Origin of the sequence: Streptomyces sp. NBC_00846 (assembly GCF_045207325.1) — a bacterium.
In the GTDB taxonomy this organism is placed as follows: Bacteria; Actinomycetota; Actinomycetes; order Streptomycetales; family Streptomycetaceae; genus Streptomyces.
Window position 1 is genome coordinate 1,603,797 of the sequence record NZ_CP108846.1, and the last position, 20,878, is coordinate 1,624,674.

Sequence of the window (20,878 nt, forward strand, 5' to 3'; positions counted from 1 at the left end):
CCCGGCCCGCCCTCCCGGGCACGCACTGAACACCAGACCGCGCGGGAGCGCTACCAGCGCTCCCGCGCGGTGCCATATCCGAACCACTCCACGGAGGCCCTGCGGTGAACGAACTGCCGCAACAGCTGGCCAATGGACTCATCCTCGGCGCGATGTACGGTCTCATCGCGATCGGCTACACGATGGTCTACGGAATCATCCAGCTCATCAACTTCGCCCACGGCGAGATCTTCATGATCGGAGGCTTCGGAGCTCTCACCGTGTACCTCTGGATGCCGGCCGGCGTCTCCCTCCTCGCAATCATCCCAATCATGATCATCGGCGGCGTCATATGCTCCGTCGCCGTCAGCACAGCCGCCGAACGCTTCGCCTACCGGCCCCTGCGAGGCGCCCCCCGACTCGCACCGCTCATCACCGCGATCGGACTCTCCCTCGCACTCCAGCAGGCCATCTGGAAGTGGTACCCCGACGCCAAGAAGGACCGATCCTTCCCCCAGTTCAAGGGCGAAGCGATCGACATCTTCGGCGCCCACATCCAACGCGGTGACCTCTTCGTCCTCATCACCGCACCCATCTGCATGATCGCCCTCGGCCTCTTCGTCTCCAAGACCCGCACCGGCCGCGGCATGCAGGCCACCAGCCAGGACCCCGACACCGCAAAACTCATGGGCATCAACACCGACCGCATCATCGTCATGGCCTTCGCCATCGGTGCCGCGTTCGCCGCCGTCGCCGCCGTCGCCTACGGGCTCAAGAACGGCCAGATCGGCTTCAAAATGGGCTTCATCATGGGCCTCAAAGCCTTCACCGCAGCCGTACTCGGCGGCATCGGCAACATCTACGGCGCCATGCTCGGCGGCGTCGTACTCGGCATCGCCGAATCCCTCGCCACCGGCTACATGAGCAACGTCCCCGGCATGGAACTCTTCGGCGGCGGCGCCTGGAAGGACGTATGGGCCTTCGTCCTCCTCATCATCGTCCTGCTGCTCCGCCCCCAGGGCCTGCTCGGCGAACGCGTCGCGGATCGGGCGTGATACGGATGACCACCAACCAGACCACCGCGCCCGGACCCGCCGCCTTCCTCCCGGTCCCCGCAGCCGCGGCCCGCATCGGCACCCTCGCCGGCGCCGCTCTCGCGCTCGTCGGCACCTTCCTCGCCTGGACCTGGACCAACGAATTCCCCGGCAACCTCACCGTCACCGGCTACCCCGGCGGCCTCCAGGTCCTCACCCTCATCAGCGCCGCACTCACCCTGCTCTTCGCGCTGTCCGGGTACGGCATCCGAGGCCTCGGCTGGCTCACCCCCGGCGGCACCAACAGCCCCGTCCGCCTCCTGGCCCTCGGCACCCTCGGCACCACCGGCTACACCATCGGCGCCATCACCTACGACCTCGGCGGCGTCGTCAACCTGGAACCCGGCGCCTGGGTCAGCGGCATCGGCGCACTCATCGCCGCCATCGCCGCACTCGGCCTCCCCGACGACCAGCCACACACCACCACCGCCACCGCGACCACCGCCTGGCAACGCTTCCGCAACAGCCTCGGCGCCCCACCGGCCCGCCGCACCAACCCCCTCCCCTCCTGGGCCGAAATCCTCATCATCGCCGTAGCCTTCGGCATCGGCCTCTACATCTTCAGCTACGGAATCGACACCGACTACGCCGAACTCTTCATCGGCTTCCTCATCACCGTCGGCTTCGCCTTCACCGCACTCCACCGCGCCGGACTCATCTCCCGCGTCACCGCACTCACCACCAAACACCGCAACGTCACCCTCACCGCCGCCCTCGTCGCAGCCGTCTGCTTCCCGTTCACACAGCAGAAGGAGGAGTACGCGCTCATCGGCGCCAACATCCTCATCTTCGCGACCGTGGCACTCGGCCTCAACGTCGTCGTCGGCCTCGCCGGCCTCCTCGACCTCGGATACGTCGCCTTCCTCGGCGTCGGCGCCTACGCCGCCGCCCTGGTCTCCGGCTCCACCATGTCGGCCATCGGCGTCGAATTCCCCTTCTGGGCCGCCGTACTCACCGGCGCCGCAGCCTCACTCGTCTTCGGCGTCCTCATCGGCGCACCCACCCTGCGACTACGCGGGGACTACCTCGCCATCGTCACCCTCGGCTTCGGCGAAATCTTCCGCCTCACCGTGAACAACCTCAACGGCAACAGCGGACCCGACCTCACCAACGGCTCCCAGGGCATCCCCAGCATCCCCGACCTCAACTTCTTCGGATTCGACTTCGGACTCAAGCACGACATCCTCGGCTTCAACCTCGGCAGGTCGGCCAACTACTACCTGCTGATGCTCGTCTTCACCGCCGTCGTCGTCCTCGTCTTCCGCCGCTCCGGAGAATCCCGCATCGGCCGCGCCTGGGTCGCCATCCGCGAGGACGAAACCGCAGCCACCGCCATGGGCATCAACGCCTTCCGGCTCAAACTGCTGGCCTTCGCCCTCGGCGCCACCCTCGCCGGCCTCGCCGGAACCGTCCAGGCACACGTCAACTACACCGTGACACCCGAGCAGTACCAGTTCGCCGGCTCCGTACCACCCAACTCCGCATTCCTCCTCGCCGCCGTCATCCTCGGCGGCATGGGAACCCTCAGCGGACCCCTCGTCGGCGCCGCACTGCTCTACCTCATCCCGGCCAAGCTCCAGTTCATGTCGGACTACCAGCTCTTCCTCTTCGGCGTCGCACTCATCCTCCTGATGCGCCTGCGCCCCGAAGGCCTCGTCGCCGACCGCAGGAAGAAGCTCGAATTCCACGAGACCGACCAGCTCGACCTACCCGAGCCACGGCAGTCCGAAGAAACCGGCGCCGGCATCGCCAAGGCGGGGGCGTGACCACCATGACCACCACGAAAACCGCCACCACCGTCCTCGACGCCAACGGCGTCACCATGCGCTTCGGCGGCCTCACCGCCGTACGCAACGTCGACCTCACCGTCAACACGGGCGAGATCGTCGGCCTCATCGGCCCCAACGGCGCCGGCAAGACCACCTTCTTCAACTGCCTCACCGGCCTGTACGTCCCCACCGAGGGCAAGGTCAGCTACAAAGGCACCGTCCTGCCGCCCAAGCCCCACCTCGTCACCCAGGCAGGCATCGCCCGCACCTTCCAGAACATCCGGCTCTTCGCCAACATGACCGTCCTGGAAAACGTCCTCGTCGGACGCCACACCAGGACCAAAGAAGGCCTCTGGTCCGCCCTCCTGCGACTCCCCGGCTTCACCAAGGCCGAACACGCCAGCCGCGAACGAGCCATGGAGCTCCTGGAGTTCATCGGCCTCCAGGACAAGGCCGAACACCTCGCGCGCAACCTCCCCTACGGAGACCAGCGCAAGCTCGAAATCGCCCGCGCACTGGCCAGCGACCCCGGACTCCTGCTCCTCGACGAGCCCACCGCCGGCATGAACCCGCAGGAAACCCGCGTCACCGAAGAGCTCATCTTCGCCATCCGCGACCAGGGCATCGCCGTCCTCGTCATCGAGCACGACATGCGGTTCATCTTCAACCTCTGCGACCGCGTCGCCGTCCTCGTCCAGGGCGAGAAACTCGTCGAAGGCACCTCCGACGTCGTCCAGAGCGACGAACGCGTCGTCGCCGCCTACCTCGGCACCCCCTTCGAAGGCGCCCCCGGCGCCGAAGAAGTCGCCGAGGTCGAAGCCGCCGAAGCCGTCGCCACCAAGGCCGCCGACGCCGCCACCAACAGCACCACCGAAACCGACAGCACCACCGGCCCCACCGGCACCGAGGAGGAGGACGCCCGATGACCGCACTACTGGAGGTCGAGGACCTCCGCGTCGCCTACGGCAAGATCGAAGCCGTCAAGGGCATCTCCTTCACCGTCGAAGCCGGCCAGGTCGTCACCCTCATCGGCACCAACGGTGCGGGCAAGACCACCACCCTGCGCACCCTCTCCGGACTGCTCAAGCCGGCCGGCGGCCGCATCACCTTCGACGGCCAGCCACTCGCCAACATCCCGGCCCACAAGGTCGTCTCCCTGGGCCTCGCCCACTCCCCCGAGGGACGCCACATCTTCCCCCGGCTGACGATCACCGAGAACCTCCAGCTCGGCGCCTACCTCCGCAACGACAAGGCAGGCATCGAAAAGGACATCCAGCGCGCCTACGACCTCTTCCCCATCCTCGGGGAACGCCGCAAGCAGGCCGCCGGAACCCTCTCGGGCGGCGAACAGCAGATGCTCGCCATGGGCAGGGCCCTCATGTGCCAGCCCAAACTCCTGATGCTCGACGAACCCTCCATGGGCCTCTCCCCGATCATGATGCAGAAGATCATGGAGACCATCGTCGAACTCAAGGCCCAGGGCACCACCATCCTGCTCGTCGAGCAGAACGCCCAGGCCGCACTCTCCCTCGCGGACCACGGCCACGTCATGGAGGTCGGCAAGATCGTCCTCTCCGGTACCGGCGCGGACCTCCTCCACGACGAGTCCGTCCGCAAGGCCTACCTCGGCGAGGACTGACACCCCTCCCGTACACATGCAGGAGGCCCGCACCCGGCCGACCGGGTGCGGGCCTCCTGCATGAGCGCGTACGCGTGTACGGGCCTACTCGGCCGCCTTCTTCTTCTCCTCGGCGTCCTCGATCAACGCCTCGGCAAGCTGCTGCATCGACAGCCGACGGTCCATCGACGTCTTCTGGATCCACCGGAACGCGGCCGGCTCCGACAGACCGTAATCCGTCTGCAGAATGCTCTTCGCCCGGTCCACCAGCTTCCGCGTCTCCAACCGCTGCGCGAGGTCGGCGACCTCACCCTCCAGCGCCTTCAGCTCCGCGAACCGCGACACCGCCATCTCGATGGCCGGCACCACGTCGCTCTTGCTGAACGGCTTCACGAGATACGCCATCGCCCCGGCGTCCCGCGCCCGCTCCACGAGATCGCGCTGCGAGAACGCGGTGAGCATCAGGACCGGCGCGATGGACTCCTCGGCGATCTTCTCCGCGGCGGAGATCCCGTCCAGGATCGGCATCTTCACATCGAGGATGACCAGGTCCGGCCGGTGCTCCCGGGCGAGCTCGACGGCCCGCTGCCCGTCCCCGGCCTCACCGACGACCGCGTAGCCCTCTTCCTCCAGCATCTCTTTGAGATCGAGACGGATGAGCGCCTCGTCCTCCGCGATGACGACGCGGGTCGTCAGCGGCGGAACGTGCGACTTGTCGTCGTCGGCTGCGGGCTGGGGCGACTCGGGCGTGGTCACGGGGCTCCTCGTTCAGGGCATATGGCTCTCCACGAGCCTACCTAGCTACGGTATGGTGTCACTACGCAGGGCGCTCGCAGCCCTTCCTTTCTAAGGCCCCAGTACTCCAACTGGTTAGAGAGGCGGCTCTCAAACAGCCGAAAGTGTGGGTTCGAATCCCACCTGGGGCACTTTTCCTTAGATTCCAAGGTCGCGAGGAAACGCCATAGATTCACGTGATCGTGTGACTGCAGTGCCGTTTCCGCCCCAGAACACAACGATCCGTCCAGGCTCGGCCACGTGTATGACCTTGAAACGCGTCAGCATGCGCTGGCCCTCCTCCATCAGGGCTTCAGTCAGAACTCCGTAAGCAAACAAACCGGAATTTCCCGAGCCGCCATCCGTTCCTGGCAGACGCGAATAGAGCCCCTCGGATACAACCGCGGCGCCGACTGCCCTCGGTGCATGGGTATCCCAAGCCCCCCGATGCTCCCGACGCATACGCGTATCTGCTCGGCCTCTACCTCGGCGACGGCTGCATCAGTTCGAACAAACGAGGCGTGTACTCCCTCCGCATCGCATGCGCCGACGCCTGGCCGGGCCTCATCGACGCCTGCGTCGAAGCCGTACAGATCACACGACCGGCCAACAAGGTGTGCCGGGTGTCAAGTCCGGGCTGCCAGTACGTGACTTGCTTCAGCAAGCACTGGCCCTGTCTCTTCCTCCAGCACGGTCCCGGCAAGAAACACGACCGCCAGATCGCTCTCGAACCCTGGCAGCAGAGGATCGTGGATGCTCACCCGTGGGAGTTCATCCGCGGCCTCATCCACTCCGACGGGTGCCGCATCATCAACTGGACCGCGAAGCTCATCGGTGGCGAACGGAAGCGCTACGAGTACCCCCGGTACTTCTTCACCAACAAGTCGGACGACATCCGCAAGCTCTTCAGCGACACGCTCACCGCTGTCGGAGTCGAGTGGGCCCACTGCACCCGTTCAGGCAAGGGGTACAACATCTCCGTCGCCCGACGGGCGTCCGTCGCGCTCATGGACGCCCACGTCGGGCCGAAGTACTGAGGACCGACCCTACTTCGGGCCGTCGTCCTCACCGATGTGGTGGACCCGGACCAGGTTCGTCGAGCCCGGGACTCCCGGCGGGGAGCCGGCCGTGATGATCACGACGTCGCCCTTCTCGCAGCGGCCGATCTTCAGCAGCTCCTCGTCGACCTGGGCCACCATCGCGTCCGTCGATTCCACCTGCGGGCCGAGGAAGGTCTCGACGCCCCAGGTCAGGTTGAGCTGGGAGCGGGTGGCCGGGGCCGGGGTGAAGGCCAGGAGCGGGATGGGCGAGCGGTAGCGGGAGAGGCGCCTGACCGTGTCGCCGCTCTGGGTGAAGGCGACCAGGAACTTGGCGCCCAGGAAGTCGCCCATCTCGGCTGCCGCGCGGGCCACCGCGCCGCCCTGGGTGCGGGGCTTGTTGCGGTCGGTCAGGGGCGGGAGGCCCTTGGCGAGGATGTCCTCCTCGGCGGCCTCCACGATGCGGGACATCGTGCGGACCGTCTCGATGGGGTACTTGCCGACGCTGGTCTCACCGGAGAGCATCACCGCGTCCGTGCCGTCGATGACCGCGTTGGCGACGTCGGAGGCCTCGGCGCGGGTGGGGCGGGAGTTGTCGATCATCGAGTCGAGCATCTGGGTGGCGACGATGACCGGCTTGGCGTTGCGCCTGGCGAGTTTGATCGCGCGCTTCTGGACGATCGGCACTTGTTCCAGGGGCATTTCGACACCGAGGTCGCCGCGGGCGACCATGATGCCGTCGAAGGCGGCGACGATGCCGTCGATGTTGTCGACGGCCTGGGGTTTCTCCACCTTGGCGATGACGGGGAGGCGGCGGCCCTCCTCGTCCATGATGCGGTGGACGTCCTCGATGTCGCATCCGCTGCGTACGAAGGAGAGGGCGATGATGTCGGCGCCGGTGCGCAGGGCCCAGCGGAGGTCTTCGATGTCCTTTTCGGAGAGTGCGGGGACGGAGACGGCGACGCCGGGGAGGTTGAGGCCCTTGTGGTCGGAGACCATGCCGCCCTCGATGACGGTGGTGTGGACGCGGGGGCCGTCCACTTCGGTGACTTCGAGGGTGACGCGGCCGTCGTCGACGAGGATGCGTTCGCCTGTGGTGACGTCGGTGGCGAGGCCGTCGTAGGTGGTGCCGCAGGTGTGGCGGTCGCCTTCGATGGGTTCGACGGTGATGGTGAAGTCGTCGCCGCGTTCAAGGAGTACGGGGCCTTCGCGGAAGCGTCCGAGGCGGATCTTCGGTCCTTGAAGGTCGGCGAGGATGCCGACGCTGTGTCCGCTTTCGTCGGAGGCCTTGCGTACGTGGCGGTATCGCTCTTCGTGTTCGGCGTAGGTGCCGTGGCTGAGGTTGAGGCGGGCGATGTCCATTCCCGCGTCGACCAATGCCTTGATCTGGTCGTATGTGTCGGTGGCGGGTCCCAGGGTGCAAACGATTTTTGCTCGGCGCATGGTTCGAGCCTAGACCTTACCTACGGGTAGCTATTTGGCCGCACATGACTGCTCAACAACCTCTGGATGAAGGGTTATTGACAAGTGTTGAATTGTGCGCCGGGGTGCTCGGATGAGCATTCTCTTTATAGTTTTGGCGGTGACATGGTGAAGCGGGCGTTCACCTGGGCGTAGACGGTCTGGCGTTGTGGTTCGAGGTCGAGGGCGGGGGCGGGTTCGGCTGCCGCTCCGCCGTAGGCGGCGCGGCTGCGGTGCCCGCCGGGTGCGGCGGGCATGGGGGCTGCGGTGATGGCGTTCTCCGCGCCGAGGTCGGCGAGTTCGACGAGGGCGGTGAGGTGGGCGCCGAGGGCGTCGGCGTATTCGCGGGCGCGTTGGACGGCTTCGTGTACGGCTTGGCGGCGGGCGTTCGCGTGGGCGGGTGAGTCGGGGCGCAGTGCCCACCAGGGGCCGTTGACGTGGGTCATGTCGAGGTCGGCGACGCGGGTGGTGAATTCGCCGAGTGCGGTGAAGTCGTTGAGGACGGCGGTGACGTGGACGCGGCCGTGGTAGGCGCGGATTTTTTCGTCGCGGCCGCGTTGGGTGAGTTCGGGGGTGATGGAGAATGTGCCGGTTTCGAGTTTTTCGACCGCTTGTCCGTAGGTTCGTGCGAGTTCGAGGACGTGGTTGTTGCGTCGGGTGAGGTCTTCGAGGGCGGCGCGGCGGTCTTTGCCGCGGGCGGTGATGGTGATGGCGATGTGGGCGGTCTCGGGGTCGGCTTCGAGGCGGGCTTCACCTCGGACGGCGACGCGGGGGTGGTCGGGGGTGCCGTAGGGCGGTGGGGTGTCGGTCACGTGTTCACTGTCGCATTCGGGTGCGACAGCTGGTGGTCATCAGATCGAAACCTGCAGGGGGTGTTGCCGGGTGTGGCTCCTGGGTCATTATCTACGCGCGTTGTGTGCTGGGGGCGCTGAGCTGTACGAGCACTGAGCCGTACCAGAACTGAGCTGTACGAGCGAGCACTGAGCTGTACCTGAACTGAGCTGTACGAGATCTGAGATGTGGGAGACGAAATGCCGCTGAACCGTAGGACGTTCCTGGGCACATCGGCGGCTGCCGGTGCCGGTGTGGCGCTCGCGGGTGGCTCCGCCGTTCCCGCGGCCGCCCAGGGTGGTGGCGACGGGAATGGCCAGGGGCATCCGTCGAAGCGGTACTCGTTCACCGTGATGGGGACCACCGATCTGCACGGGAACGTCTTCAACTGGGACTACTTCACCGACGCGGAGTTCGACGACAACGCTCACAACGACGTCGGTCTGGCCAAGATCTCGACCCTGGTGGACCAGGTGCGCCGGGAGAAGGGCCGTCACAACACCCTGTTGATCGATGCGGGTGACACGATCCAGGGCACCCAGTTGTCGTACTACTACGCGAAGATCGATCCGATCACGGCGAAGCGTGGGCCGGTGCACCCGATGGCGCAGGCGATGAACGCGATCGGTTACGACGCGGCGGCGCTCGGCAACCACGAGTTCAATTACGGTATTCCGGTGCTGCGGAAGTTCGAGGAGCAGTGCGATTTCCCGCTGCTGGGTGCGAACGCGCTGGATGCGAAGACGTTGCGGCCGGCGTTCGCCCCGTACGTCATCAAGAAGCTGCGTACTCCGCAGGGCCGGGATGTGAGGGTGGCGATCCTGGGGCTGACCAACCCGGGCATCGCCATCTGGGACAAGGCGAACGTCAGCGGGAAGATGGTGTTCCCGGGACTGGAGGAGCAGGCGGCGAAGTTCGTGCCGCGGCTGCGTTCCATGGGTGCGGATGTCGTGATCGTCTCGGCGCACTCGGGTACCAGTGGTACGTCGTCGTACGGTGATCAGGTCCCGTATGTCGAGAATGCGGCGGGTCTGGTGGCCGAGCAGGTGCCGGGTATCGACGCGATTCTGGTCGGGCATGCGCATCTGGAGATCCCCGAGTACTTCGTGGAGAACAAGCAGACCGGCAAGAAGGTGGTGCTCTCGGAGCCGTTGAAGTGGGGGCAGCGGTTGACGCTGTTCGACTTCGATCTGGTGTGGGAGAAGGGTCGTTGGGTGGTGGAGAAGGCGGGTTCGCGGGTGTTGAACTCCAACACCGTGGATGAGGACCCGAAGATCACGGGGTTGCTCGTGGACGAGCACAAGAAGGTCGTGGCGTACGTCAATCAGGTCATCGGTACGTCGACGGCGGCGATGACGACGGCGGAGGCGGCGTGGAAGGACGAGCCGATCATCGATCTGATCAATGTCGTCCAGGCGGAGACGGTGCAGGCGGCGCTGGCGGGTGGGGCGTACGCGACGCTTCCGGTGCTGTCGCAGGCTTCGTGTTTCTCGCGTACGGCGCGGATCCCGGCCGGGAAGGTGACGATCAAGGATGCGGCGGGGCTGTATCCGTTCGAGAACACCCTTGAGGCGCGGTTGCTGACCGGTGCGCAGATCAAGGATTATCTGGAGTTCTCGGCCCGGTACTACGTGCAGACGGCGGCGGGTGCTCCGGTGGACACGGCGAAGCTGACGAATGCGGCCAACACGCCGGACTACAACTATGACGCGGTGTCGGGTCTGACGTATGAGATCGACATCGCGAAGCCGAATGGTTCGCGGATCGTTGGTCTGGCGTTCGAGGGGAAGCCGATCGATCCGGCGGCGCAGTTCGTGCTGGCGGTGAACAACTACCGGGCGAGTGGCGGTGGCAATTTCCCGCATGTGGCGGGTGCGAAGCAGTTGTGGGCGAACTCGGAGGAGATCCGTAACACGATCATCGGCTGGGTGCAGGCGAAGGGGTCGGTGGATGGTGCGCAGTTCGCTTCGGTGGACTGGCGTCTGACGCGGGACGGTACGCCGGTGTTCTAGGCGTTTGTTCGTCGGGTGGGCGGCCGTCCTTTCCTTGTGGAGGGGGCGGCCGCCTGTTGTCTGTGTGCGGGGGGGGTCAGTTGCCGTGGGCGAGGGGGATGAGGTCGGGGTTCTGGGTGGGGACGGTGGGGGTTTGGGGGGTGAGGCCGAAGGTGGTGAAGGCGGTGCGTGCGGGGAGGGGGTAGGTGTTGGTGCCGGTGAGGTCGTTGAGGATGGTGGCGCTGCGCCAGGCGGCGAGTCCGAGGTCGGGGGCGCCGACGCCGTGGGTGTGCCGTTCGGCGTTCTGTACGTAGACGTGGCCGGTGACGGTGGGGTCGAGGATGAGGCGGAACCGGTCGTCGATGCGGGGGCGTTCGGAGGTGTCGCGGCGGATGTGGGGGTCGAGGCCGGTGAGGATGCGGTCGAGGGAGCGTTCGCGGTAGCCGGTGGCGAGGATGACGGCGTCGGTGGTGAGGCTGGAGCGGGTGTTCTGCTGGGTGTGTTCGAGGTGGAGTTCGACGCGGGTGTTGGCGAGGCGTCCTGCGGTGCGTACGGAGACGCCGGGGGTGAGGGTGGTGTCTGGCCAGCCGCCGTGGAGGGTGCGGCGGTAGAGCTCGTCGTGGATGGCGGCGATGGTGTCGGCGTCGATGCCTTTGTGGAGTTGCCATTGGTGGGGGACGAGTTCGTCGCGTACGGATTCGGGGAGGGCGTGGAAGTAGCGGCTGTAGTCGGGGGTGAAGTGTTCGAGGCCGAGTTTGGAGTACTCCATGGGGGCGAAGGCCTGGGTGCGGGCGAGCCAGTGGAGTTTTTCGCGGCCGGTGGGGCGGGCGCGCAGGAGGTCGAGGAAGATTTCGGCGCCGGACTGTCCTGAGCCGATGACGGTGATGTGTTCGGCGGTGAGGAGTTTTTCGCGGTGGTGGAGGTAGTCGGCGGAGTGGATGACGGGGACGGATTCGGCTTCGGCGAGGGGTTTGAGGGGTTCGGGGATGTGGGGTTCGGTGCCGATTCCGAGGGCGATGTGGCGGGTGTGGGCGCGGCCGAGTGCTTCGGCTTCGCCGTGGGTGTCGAGTTGGGTGAAGTCGACTTCGAAGAGGCCTCGTTCGTTGTTCCAGCGGACGGCGTCGACCTGGTGGCTGAAGTGGAGGCCGGGGAGTTGGTCGCTGACCCAGCGGCAGTAGGCGTCGTATTCGGCGCGTTGGATGTGGAAGCGTTCGGCGAAGTAGAAGGGGAAGAGGCGGTCGCGGGTGCGCAGGTAGTTGAGGAAGGTCCAGGGGCTTGCGGGGTCGGCGAGGGTGACGAGGTCGGCGAGGAAGGGGACTTGGAGGCTGGCTCCGTCGATGAGGAGGCCGGGGTGCCAGTGGAAGGCGGGTCGTTGTTCGTAGAAGGTGGCGGTGAGTGGGTGGGGGTTGCCGGGGATGCCGTGGGCGAGGGCGGCGAGGGAGAGGTTGAAGGGGCCGATGCCGATGCCGACGAGGTCGTGTGGCTGGTTGGTTTCGGGGGTGGGTTGGTCGGTCATCGGGTGGTGTTGCCTTCCGCGAGGTCGGTGGTGAGTCGGGTGACGAGGGCGAGGAGTGTGCGGAGGTCGTCGGGGGTGGTGTGGGGGTTGAGGAGGGTGGCTTTGAGCCAGAGGCGGTCGTCGGTGTGGGCGCGGCCGAGTACGGCGTGGCCGCGGGTGAGGAGGGTGCGGCGGATGGTGGCGACGGTGTGGTCGTCGGCGTCGGTGGGGCGGAAGAGGACGGTGCTGATGGTGGGGCGGTCGTAGAGGTCGAGGGTGGGGGTGTGGGCGATGAGGTCGGCGAGGTGGTGGGCGGTGGCGATGGTGCGGTCGATGAGGTCGGCGAGTCCGGTGCGGCCGAGGGCTTTGAGGGTGACGGCGATCTTGAGGGCGTCGGGGCGGCGGGTGGTGCGCAGGGAGCGGCCGAGGAGGTCGGGGAGGCCGGCCTCGGTGTCGTCGTCGGCGTTGAGGTAGGAGGCGCGGTGGTGGAGTGCGTGGAGGTGGGTGTGGTGGGGGACGGCGAGGATGCCTGCGGAGGCGGGTTGCCAGCCGAGTTTGTGGAGGTCGAGGGTGACGCTGTGGGCGCGGTCGAGGCCGTGGACCTTGCCTCGGTGGGTGGGGCTGAAGAGGAGGGGGCCGCCGTAGGCGGCGTCGATGTGGAGTTCGGCGCCGTGGGTGGTGCAGAGGTCGGCGATGTCGGCGAGGGGGTCGATCTGGCCGGTGTCGGTGGTGCCTGCGGTGGCGGTGACGAGGAATGGGCGGTGGTGTTCGGTGAGGGCTTCGTCGAGTGCGGTGAGGTCCATGACGCCGGTGGGGGCGGGGATGACGACAGGGGTGGGGAGGCCGAGGAGCCAGGTGGCGCGGGTGATGCTGTGGTGGGCGTTGGCGGCGCAGATGGTTTGTACGGGGCCGTTGCGTTCGCGGGCGAGGAGCAGGGCGAGTTGGTTGGCTTCGGTGCCGCCGGTGGTGACGAGTGCGTCGGGTGAGGGGTGGTGGGGGTAGATCTCGGCGGCGAGTGCGGCGGTGATGTCGGCTTCGAGGGTGGAGGCGGCGGGGGCCTGGTCCCAGGAGTCCATGGAGGGGTTGAGGGCGGAGGCGGCGAGGTCGGCGGCGGTGGCGAGGGCGAGGGGTGGGGTGTGGAGGTGGGCGGCGCAGAGTGGGTGTGCGGGGTCTGCGGCGCCTTCGGCGAGGGCGGTGACGAGGGTGCGCAGGGCGTCGTGGGGGTCGGTGCCGTGGTCGGGGATGACGGGGTGGGTGGTGGTGCGTGTGCGGGGGGTGACGGCGTCGGGTCCGCCTGCGGGGAGGGGGCCGTCGCGTCGGTGGGCGCCGTCGTGGAGTGCGGTGAGGACGGTGTCGATGAGGGGGCGTAGGGCGGCGGGGCCGTTGGTGGAGCCGGCGAGGGGTGGGGTGGGCATGGTGGTGGGCCTTCGGGTGCGCGTGGGTGGGTGTGGGCGGGCATGGGTGGACGTGCCAGCTTGTCCGGGTTTTGGGGGGCGCGGCTGGAGAGCTCGGTGATCTGAACTCGAAAGGGGGATGTGGGAGGGGTGGGGGGCCGTATTCGGGGGTTCTGGTGGTATGGGTGTGGCGCCGGATATGGGTGTGCCCGACGCCTCCCTGTGTGGTGGGGGTGGCGTCGGGCACGGGTGGTGCGGGCTTTGCTTCGGGGCCCGTACGGGTGGTGCGGGCCGTGTGGGTCAGTGGGCGTTGCGTACGGCGAGGGCGCGGCGCAGGTCGTCGATCTGGTCGATGAGTTTGCGGCGGAGGGCGGGGATGAGGTCCTTGTCGTTCAGGGCCTGTTCGCCGAGGTGGAGGCTTTCCGCGTCGATGGCGTGTGCGGGGAATGCGTAGCGGCCGGCGGCTTCGGCGATGGCGGGGCCGCGGCGGGCGGCGAGCCGGGTCGCCTCGGGGTAGTAGCGGGGCACGTAGTCCCGTACGAGGTCGGCCTGTTCGGGTTGCCAGAAGCCTTGGGCGGTGGCGGTGAAGAGGTAGTTGGAGAGGCTGTCGTCGTTGAACAGGGCGTGCCAGGCGGCGGCCTTGGCCTCGGGGGTGGGGAGGGCGGCGCGGCAGCGGGCGGCGCCTTGCTGTCCGGTGGCGCTGGGGTCGTCTTCGAGTTCGGCGGCGATGGTGGTTTCGTCGGTGGCGCCGAGGACGGCGAGGCGGGTGAGGATGCGCCAGCGCAGTTCGGGGTCGAGTTCGGGTCCGCCGGGGACGGTGCCGTTGGTGAGCCAGTCGTGGATGGTGTCGGGCTGGGTGGCGGCGTCGATGAGGTGGCGTACGGCGATGAGGCGGAGGCCGGGGTTGTGGCCGTCCTCGGTGCGGCGGATGACGTCGCGGCACAGTGCGGTGAGGGTGGCGAGGGCGGCGGGTCGGTGCTCGGGGGTGAGGTAGTGGTCGGTGATGTGGATGCCGGCGAAGGCGAGTACGCCCTGGGCGAGGGCGAGGTCGGTCTCGTGCGGGAGGTGTGCGCGGGCCGCTTCGAGGTAGACGGTGGGGGTGAGTTCGCCGTCGCGGACCATGTCTCGGGCGGTGTTCCAGATGACGGCGCGGGTCAGTGCGTCGGGGATGCCGGAGAGGTGGCGTACGGCGGTTTCCCAGGATGTGGGGTCGAGGCGGACCTTGGCGTAGCTGAGGTCGCCGTCGTTGAGGACGACGAGGGCGGGGCGGCGGCCGGGCAGGGCCTTGGCCGTGCCGTTGTGGGGGATGTCGATCTCGAACCGGTCGCGCAGGACGAGGCGGTCGGGGCCGGAGTGGGTGTCGGGGTCGTGGTCGTAGGCGCCGACGGCGATGCGGTGGGGGCGGCTGCCGTCGTGGTCGACGGTGAGGGACCAGGTGCCGTCGGATTCCTCGACGTGGGGGGTGAGGGTGTCGACTCCGGTGGTGCGCAGCCAGGCGTCGGCCCAGGCGTGGACGTCGCGGTCGGTGGCCGATGCGAGGTTGTCGATGAAGTCGGCGAGGGTGGCGTTGGCGAACTTGTGGCGGGCGAAGTGGGTGTTGATGCCGGCCAGGAAGTCCTTCTCGCCGAGCCAGGCGACGAGTTGGCGCAGGGCGGATGCGCCCTTGGCGTAGGAGATGCCGTCGAAGTTGAGCATGGCGGACGCGGTGTCGGGGACGGCGGCCGGGTCGGGGGCGACGGGGTGGGTGGAGGGGCGCTGGTCGGCGTCGTATCCCCAGCCCTTGCGGGCGACGCCGAAGTCGACCCAGGTGTCGGGGAAGCGGGTGGCTTCGGCGAGGGTCTGGTAGCCCATGTACTCGGCGAAGGACTCGTTGAGCCAGATGTCGTCCCACCAGGCGAGGGTGACGAGGTCGCCGAACCACATGTGGGCCATTTCGTGGGCGATGACCATGCCGCGGGTCTGGCGTTCGGTGTCGGTGACGGCGGAGCGGTAGATGAACTCGTCGCGGAAGGTGACGAGTCCGGGGTTCTCCATGGCGCCGGCGTTGAACTCGGGTACGAAGGCCTGGTCGTAGGAGTCGAAGGGGTAGGGCTCGTCGAACTTCTCGTGGAAGCGGTCGAAGCAGGCGCGGGTGATGTCGAGGATCTCGTCGGCGTCCGTGTCGAGGTACGGGGCGAGCGAGCGGCGGCAGTGAATGCCGAAAGGCAGTCCGGCGTGTTCGGTGGTCACGGAGTGCCAGGGGCCCGCGGCGACGGCGACGAGGTAGGTGGAGATCGGCGGGGTCGCGGCCAGGGTCCAGCGGCCGTCGGCCCGGTGCTCGGCGATGCCGTTGCCGAGGACGGTCCAGCCGTCGGGGGCGGTGACGGTGAGCTCGAAGACGGACTTGAGGTCGGGCTGGTCGAAGGCGGCGAAGACGCGCTGGACGTCCTCCATGAACAGCTGGGTGTAGACGTATGTTTCGCCGTCGGTCGGGTCGGTGAAGCGGTGCATGCCTTCGCCGGTGCGGGAGTAGCGCATGGCGGCTTCGATGCGCAGTTCGTGTGCGCCGGTGGTGAGTGCGGTGAGCGGGAAGCGGTTCTCGGTGAGGTCGGCGGGGTCGAGGGGCTGTCCGTCGAGGCTGATCGAGCGCAGGGTGGCCGGCTTGAGCTCGACGAACGTGTCTCCGGCCGTGGCCGTGGTGAACCGGATGACGGTACGGGAGTCGAAGGTCTCCTCCCCTCCGGTCAGATCGAGGTCGATCGTGTACCGGTGTACGTCGAGGAATTGGGCTCGGGTCTGCGCTTCGTCGCGCGTCAGTACGGACATGCGTCCATGCTGCCGTACGGGGTGGGCGGGGCGCAGGCGGGTTCTGCCAACGGTGGCCTGGCGGCACTACGCGCTGCGCCACCCGCACCGCTGCTCGGCACTCGTCCAGCCACCCCGAGCCGCACACGGCCGAGGCCGGGGCGCGACTGATCAACATCATGCTCGCCGCCTTCCGCGCCTATGGAATGGCCGACTCCGCGGCGATTCACGCGGCCCGCTGCCTGCGAGCGGCCGTCCACGGCTTCGCGGTTCTGGAGGCCGAGGGCGCCTTCGGACTGCCGGAGAAACTGGACGAGAGCTACGACCTGCTGATCCACATGGTGATCACGGGCTTGCGCGCACCTCGCTGATCAGCCAGTGATGAGGGACCACCGGCCGAGCACCTCGCGGGGCCGCGTCGTCCGCGGCGGCCGAGGTCGGCAGGGGTGATCCCCCGGAGCCGTCCCACGGTGCTCATGACGTCTCCCCGTTCGTCGCCGACTCCTCCGCGATCCGCTCGTGATGGCGGATGACTTCCGCCACGATGAAGTTCAGCAGCTTCTCCGCGAAGGCCGGGTCCAGGTGCGCGCTCTCCGCCAGCTGCCTCAGCCGGGCGATCTGCCGGCTCTCGCGGGCCGGGTCGGCCGGGGGCAGTTGGTGGGCGGCCTTGAGGTGGCCGACCTGTTGGGTGCACTTGAAGCGCTCGGCGAGCATATGGACGACAGCGGCGTCAATGTTGTCGATGCTCTCGCGCAGCCGGTTCAGTTCCGCGCTCACGGACTCGTCGATGTCCCTCGTGGTCATGGTCAGCGAGCTTAGCCCGGCCGGCGAGGGGCGAGTCGCTCAGAGGGCCGGGCCCAGGGGGCTGATCGTCGGCGGGTGATCCGGGTCCGGGACCTGGTCGCTCCAGCCGCCCGGGACGTTGCGGCCCTGCTGTTCGCGGAACCGGACCGGAGCGGCCCCCACCCGGCGGGCGAAGAGGCGGGAGAAGTACGCCGGGTCGTCGTAGCCGACGCGTCGGGCGACCGCGGCGACCGGCAGGTCGGTGGCGGCGAGGAGCTCCTTGGCACGGCCGAGCCGGATGCCGAGGAGGTAGTCCTTGGGGCTGCAGCCCGCGCCCCGCCGAACCACCGTGCGCAGTTCGGCGGGTGTCATGCCGTGCCGGGCCGCGTGTTCGGCGACGGACAGCGGCTGGAAGGCGTCGCGGGCGAGGGCCTGGAGGACCGGGTCGCCGTCGGGGCTGACATCGGCGCGGGCCCGGCGCAGGGCGACGAGGAGTTCGTGGACGGCGGCACCGGTCTCCACCTCCAGCAGCGGGTTGCCGCGCCGGGCCGCCCGCACCATCCGTCCCACCGCGGCCCGGGGGCCGGCCGTGTCGGCGAGCGGGACGAGCGGGCGGTCGGGCTCGATGTAGCCGAGTTCGGTGTACGTGGCGGTGGCGGGGCCGGTGAAGTCGACGAAGCTCTCGTCCCAGCCGGTGCCGGGGTCGGCGCCGTAGTGGTGCGGGGTGCCGGGGGTCAGCCAGATCAGGCTGGGGGCGACGACGGGGACCCGGCGGCCGTCCGTGCCGCTGAACCAGCCGCTGCCGGAGTTGATGACGACGGCCACGTGGTGGTCCAGGGTGCGCGGGCCGACCGTCGGCAGGGCGCCGTGCTGCAGGCCCACGCCGAGGCAGACGAGGCCCAGCCGGTGGTGGAGCGGGCTGGGAGTGAAGAAGCGCATCCAGGTGTGGTACATCGGCCGTTCTTCCTCCCCTTTCATCTTCATCTTCATCGCATTGGTCCGAACAATTGTGTCCAAACAGCAGTGATCTTTGTCCATGGACCGGCCGCACGCCAGGGGGCGAAGGTTGGTTGCAACATTTCTCCCGGGTTCGCCCGCTCCGTGGTGCGTGCCGTCGTGCGACCCGGGGCCGCGCGGCTCCGGGGGACCGCACGCACAGGAGAGTACGAGCACAATGGCTGACTTCACCGTGGGGGACGACCACTTCCGGCTCGACGGGAAGCCCGTACGGCTGCTGTCGGGGGCCCTGCACTACTTCCGGGTCCACGAGGCGCAGTGGGACCACCGGCTGTCGATGCTGCGCGCCATGGGTCTCAACTGCGTCGAAACGTATGTTCCGTGGAATCTCCATGAGCCGCGGCCCGGCCGGTTCCGGGACGTGGCGGCTCTGGGCCGGTTCCTGGACGCGGCGCAGCGGGCCGGGCTGTGGGCGATCGTCCGCCCGGGCCCGTACATCTGTGCCGAATGGGAGAACGGTGGTCTGCCGGCCTGGGTGACGGGGCGGTTCGGACGGCGGGTGCGGACGCGTGACGAGGAGTACCTGGGTGCCGTGGAGCGGTGGTTCACGGCGCTGCTGCCGCAGGTGGTGCAGCGGCAGATCGGGCGCGGCGGCCCGGTGATCATGGTCCAGGCGGAGAACGAGTACGGGAGCTACGGCACCGATCAGGTCTATCTCCGGCGGGTGGCCGGGATGCTGCGGGAGCGCGGGGTGACCGTGCCGCTGTTCACCTCCGACGGGCCGGAGGACCACATGCTCACGGGCGGTTCCGTGCCGGGGCTGCTCGCCACGGCGAACTTCGGGTCGGGTGCGCGGGAGGCGTTCGAGGTGCTGCGCCGCCATCAGCCGAAGGGGCCGCTGATGTGCATGGAGTTCTGGTGCGGATGGTTCGAGCACTGGGGTGCCGAGCCGGTCGTACACGATCCGGAGCGGGCCGCCGGCTCGCTGCGGGAGATCCTGGAGTGCGGGGCCTCGGTGAACATCTACATGGCGCACGGGGGCACGAACTTCGCCGGGTGGGCGGGGGCCAACCGGTCCGGTCCGTTGCAGGACGGCGACTTCCAGCCGACGGTGACGTCGTACGACTACGACGCGCCGATCGACGAGTACGGCCGCCCCACGGAGAAGTTCCGGCAGTTCCGCAAGGTGCTCGCCGAGTACGCGGACGGGCCGCTTCCGGAGCTTCCGCCCGAGCCCGCCGGTCTTGCCGCTCCGGTACGGGCGGAGCTGACGGACTGGGCTCCGCTGACCGCTGTACTGGAGGCGCTGGGCGATGAGGAATCGGCGCCGTCCGGCGTTCCGCCGACCTTCGAGGAGCTGGGGGTCGACCGGGGCCTGGTGCGCTATCAGGTCGCGGTGCCGGGTCCGCGCCGCCCGTACACCCTGGGTGTGGCGGGGCTCCGGGACCGGGCCGTGGTGTACGTGGACGGTGTCCGCGAGGGTGTGCTGAGCGAGGAGAGCAGCACTCTGGACGAGCCGGTGGCCGGGCCTGCGGAGGTCGAGCTGTGGGTGGAGTCCCTGGGCCGCGTCAACTACGGGCCGCGGCTCGGTGAGCCCAAGGGGATCACGGGCGGGGTGCTGCACGAACGGCAGTTCCTGCACGGTGTACGGGCCCGGGCGCTGCGGCTGGAGGCGTTCGAGGAGCCGGACGTGCTGGCCGCAGTGGCTTTCGGGAGCGTCGAGGGGGCCGGGCGTACGGGGCTGTTCCGGGGGGAGTTCGAGGCCGCGGGGGTGGCCGGCACCGGGCATGCGGGGCTCGAACTGCCGGGCTGGACGCGCGGGTTCGTGTGGGTGAACGGCTTCTGCCTGGGACGCTACTGGTCGGCGGGGCCGCAACGGACGCTGTACGTGCCGGGGCCGGTGCTGCGGGAGGGCACCAACGAGGTGTGGGTGCTGGAACTGGAGGACGCGGGCGCGCCGTACGCCGAGCTGGGTCCGGGGGTGCCCGTCCGGACGGGCACCCCCGGGGAGGTTCAGGTGTGAGCCGGACACCGGCCGTGGCAGGAGCCGGTACCGGGGACCGGGGACCGGGGTCAGAGCGTCGACGCCGCGGAGGCGATGGCGGCGGCGAACGTCGAGACCTCGCTGTACACACCCGGGTAGCCGGGCTCGGCGCAGCCCTGGCCCCAGCTGACGATGCCCACCTGGATCCAGGCTCCGGCGTTGTCCTTGCGGAACATGGGGCCGCCGGAGTCGCCCTGGCAGGTGTCCACGCCACCGGTGTCGATCAGCCCGGCGCAGATCTCCTCACCGGGGATGAGATCGCCGCCGTAGGCGGCCTGGCAGTCGGCGTCGGAGACGAACGGCACGGTGGCTTTCGGCAGATAGCGCTGCTGGCCGCCGCCCTCGGTGGCGGCACCCCAGCCGGCGATGGTGAAGGTGCCGTTGTTGTACGTGGTGCTGGTGGCGATCTTCAGGGTCGGCAGGTCGATGGGCTTGGCGAGCTTGATCAGTGCCCAGTCCTTGCCCGCGCCGTTGTAGCCGGGGGCCTGGAGGACCTTGGTGGACTTGACCTCGATCGCATCGGCGGACTGCAGGTCGACGACGCCCGCGGTGGCGGTGATGGAGGTGTTGTTGCCGGAGCCGTCCACGCAGTGCGCGGCGGTGAGGACGATGTCCTTGGCGTAGAGGGCACCGCCGCAGCCCGTCGACAGCCGGACCATGAACGGGAATCCGCCCTGGGCGGCGCGGGTTCCGCCGACGACCGGGGTGGGGGCCGCGGAGGCTCCGGCGGGCTGGAGGCTGACGGCCGCGAGGACCACGGCGGCTATGACGGAGCATCTTTTCACCGCACGCAGAAGCTGCTTCAACGGACTGTCTTCTTTCGTGGGGGGGGGGTTCTTGTGGGGGGTGTACGTGCCCTCGCCGGGG

16 protein-coding genes, 1 tRNA gene and 1 pseudogene are annotated in these 20,878 nt (G+C 68.5%); 9 read left to right on the forward strand and 9 right to left on the reverse strand.

The features are described 5' to 3' along the window. The first annotated feature begins 104 nt into the window (after positions 1–104). From OG936_RS07455 to OG936_RS07470, 4 genes are read left to right on the forward strand one after another with little or no spacing between them, the layout of a single operon-like run. The gene (locus tag OG936_RS07455; protein WP_406493376.1) at positions 105–1,034 is read left to right on the forward strand and encodes a branched-chain amino acid ABC transporter permease; all 930 of its coding nucleotides are present in this window, start codon (positions 105–107) and stop codon (positions 1,032–1,034) included. A gap of 5 nt (positions 1,035–1,039) precedes the next feature. Beyond that, positions 1,040–2,839, forward strand: a complete 1,800-nt coding sequence (locus OG936_RS07460) for a branched-chain amino acid ABC transporter permease (RefSeq protein WP_406493378.1) — start codon at positions 1,040–1,042, stop codon at positions 2,837–2,839. Next, positions 2,836–3,768: an ABC transporter ATP-binding protein gene (locus OG936_RS07465; RefSeq protein ID WP_406493379.1), complete on the forward strand. Its 933-nt coding sequence runs from the start codon at positions 2,836–2,838 to the stop codon at positions 3,766–3,768. Before OG936_RS07460 ends, OG936_RS07465 begins: the two co-directional genes overlap by 4 nt. Next, positions 3,765–4,481, forward strand: a complete 717-nt coding sequence (locus OG936_RS07470; RefSeq protein WP_266745582.1) for an ABC transporter ATP-binding protein — start codon at positions 3,765–3,767, stop codon at positions 4,479–4,481. The genes OG936_RS07465 and OG936_RS07470 overlap by 4 nt, the downstream gene beginning before the upstream one ends. A gap of 84 nt (positions 4,482–4,565) precedes the next feature. Here OG936_RS07470 and OG936_RS07475 read toward each other — a convergent pair whose 3' ends face one another. Next, positions 4,566–5,216 (reverse strand): ANTAR domain-containing response regulator, encoded by a 651-nt coding sequence (locus OG936_RS07475; RefSeq protein WP_406493381.1) that lies wholly within the window; start codon positions 5,214–5,216, stop codon positions 4,566–4,568. A gap of 95 nt (positions 5,217–5,311) precedes the next feature. On the opposite strand from OG936_RS07475, the gene OG936_RS07480 reads away from it, so the two are divergent. Further along, a tRNA-Leu gene (locus OG936_RS07480) sits at positions 5,312–5,386 on the forward strand. 109 nt (positions 5,387–5,495) lie between these two features. Further along, positions 5,496–6,271, forward strand: a pseudogene (locus OG936_RS07485) (terminase gpP N-terminus-related DNA-binding protein). A gap of 9 nt (positions 6,272–6,280) precedes the next feature. Here OG936_RS07485 and pyk read toward each other — a convergent pair. Both pyk and OG936_RS07495 read right to left on the reverse strand, forming a co-directional pair. Continuing rightward, a complete protein-coding gene (gene pyk / locus OG936_RS07490) occupies positions 6,281–7,714 on the reverse strand; it encodes a pyruvate kinase (protein WP_406493382.1) in 1,434 nt (477 codons plus the stop codon). A 125-nt stretch (positions 7,715–7,839) separates the two neighbouring features. Beyond that, entirely contained in the window at positions 7,840–8,544 is a 705-nt protein-coding gene (locus OG936_RS07495) for an SIMPL domain-containing protein (RefSeq protein ID WP_406493383.1), read from the reverse strand. A gap of 219 nt (positions 8,545–8,763) precedes the next feature. On the opposite strand from OG936_RS07495, the gene OG936_RS07500 reads away from it, so the two are divergent. Further along, positions 8,764–10,575, forward strand: coding sequence for a bifunctional metallophosphatase/5'-nucleotidase (locus OG936_RS07500; protein WP_406493385.1), 1,812 nt, complete (start codon positions 8,764–8,766; stop codon positions 10,573–10,575). Between the two features lie 76 nt (positions 10,576–10,651). Here the strand turns inward: OG936_RS07500 and OG936_RS07505 are convergent, their stop codons facing one another. The 3 genes from OG936_RS07505 to pepN all read right to left on the reverse strand — a co-directional run bounded on the left by OG936_RS07505 (position 10,652) and on the right by pepN (position 16,248). Then, positions 10,652–12,070: a lysine N(6)-hydroxylase/L-ornithine N(5)-oxygenase family protein gene (locus tag OG936_RS07505; RefSeq protein WP_383750055.1), complete on the reverse strand. Its 1,419-nt coding sequence runs from the start codon at positions 12,068–12,070 to the stop codon at positions 10,652–10,654. Beyond that, positions 12,067–13,464 (reverse strand): pyridoxal phosphate-dependent decarboxylase family protein, encoded by a 1,398-nt coding sequence (locus OG936_RS07510; RefSeq protein ID WP_406493386.1) that lies wholly within the window; start codon positions 13,462–13,464, stop codon positions 12,067–12,069. Before OG936_RS07510 ends, OG936_RS07505 begins: the two co-directional genes overlap by 4 nt. A 279-nt stretch (positions 13,465–13,743) precedes the next feature. Beyond that, on the reverse strand, positions 13,744–16,248 hold the full coding sequence (gene pepN / locus OG936_RS07515; RefSeq protein ID WP_406493387.1) for an aminopeptidase N: 2,505 nt from the start codon (positions 16,246–16,248) through the stop codon (positions 13,744–13,746). 158 nt (positions 16,249–16,406) lie between these two features. On the opposite strand from pepN, the gene OG936_RS07520 reads away from it, so the two are divergent. Beyond that, positions 16,407–16,598, forward strand: coding sequence for a TetR-like C-terminal domain-containing protein (locus tag OG936_RS07520; protein ID WP_406493389.1), 192 nt, complete (start codon positions 16,407–16,409; stop codon positions 16,596–16,598). Positions 16,599–16,701: 103 nt separating this feature from the next. Here the strand turns inward: OG936_RS07520 and OG936_RS07525 are convergent, their stop codons facing one another. Together OG936_RS07525 and OG936_RS07530 are read right to left on the reverse strand one after the other, a co-directional pair. Next, positions 16,702–17,031 (reverse strand): chorismate mutase, encoded by a 330-nt coding sequence (locus OG936_RS07525; protein WP_266745594.1) that lies wholly within the window; start codon positions 17,029–17,031, stop codon positions 16,702–16,704. A gap of 39 nt (positions 17,032–17,070) precedes the next feature. Continuing rightward, entirely contained in the window at positions 17,071–17,964 is an 894-nt protein-coding gene (locus OG936_RS07530) for an AraC family transcriptional regulator (RefSeq protein ID WP_266752129.1), read from the reverse strand. Positions 17,965–18,184: 220 nt separating this feature from the next. On the opposite strand from OG936_RS07530, the gene OG936_RS07535 reads away from it, so the two are divergent. Continuing rightward, positions 18,185–19,990: a glycoside hydrolase family 35 protein gene (locus OG936_RS07535; RefSeq protein WP_406493390.1), complete on the forward strand. Its 1,806-nt coding sequence runs from the start codon at positions 18,185–18,187 to the stop codon at positions 19,988–19,990. Between the two features lie 50 nt (positions 19,991–20,040). Here the strand turns inward: OG936_RS07535 and OG936_RS07540 are convergent, their stop codons facing one another. Next, complete coding sequence (locus tag OG936_RS07540) at positions 20,041–20,817, reverse strand: S1 family peptidase (protein WP_406493392.1); 777 nt, start codon at positions 20,815–20,817, stop codon at positions 20,041–20,043. Positions 20,818–20,878: the final 61 nt, after the last annotated feature.